Origin of the sequence: Bacillus sp. SIMBA_008 (assembly GCF_046535495.1) — a bacterium.
Taxonomy (GTDB): Bacteria; Bacillota; Bacilli; order Bacillales; family Bacillaceae; genus Bacillus; species Bacillus subtilis.
Window position 1 is genome coordinate 1 of the sequence record NZ_JAWRWL010001171.1, and the last position, 240, is coordinate 240.

At 41.2% G+C, this 240-nt stretch carries 1 protein-coding gene; it reads left to right on the forward strand.

The genetic code is table 11. The annotated features are described in order from the left end of the window. The coding region (locus SB658_RS27140) for an efflux RND transporter permease subunit (RefSeq protein WP_410603628.1) at positions 1 to 240 on the forward strand (240 nt) is incomplete at both ends.

Sequence of the window (240 nt, forward strand, 5' to 3'; positions counted from 1 at the left end):
TTCCTTGATCGGCGCATTAATGTTAATCGGGATTGTCGTTACAAACGCTATTGTATTAATAGAAAGAGTGCAACAAAATCGGGAACATGGAATGGAAACAAGAGATGCCTTACTAGAAGCAGGATCCACTAGATTACGTCCAATTATTATGACAGCTATAACAACAATCGTCGCTATGCTACCGCTCCTATTCGGCCAATCCCAAGCAGGAAGTATGGTATCAAAAAGTTTGGCAGTCGT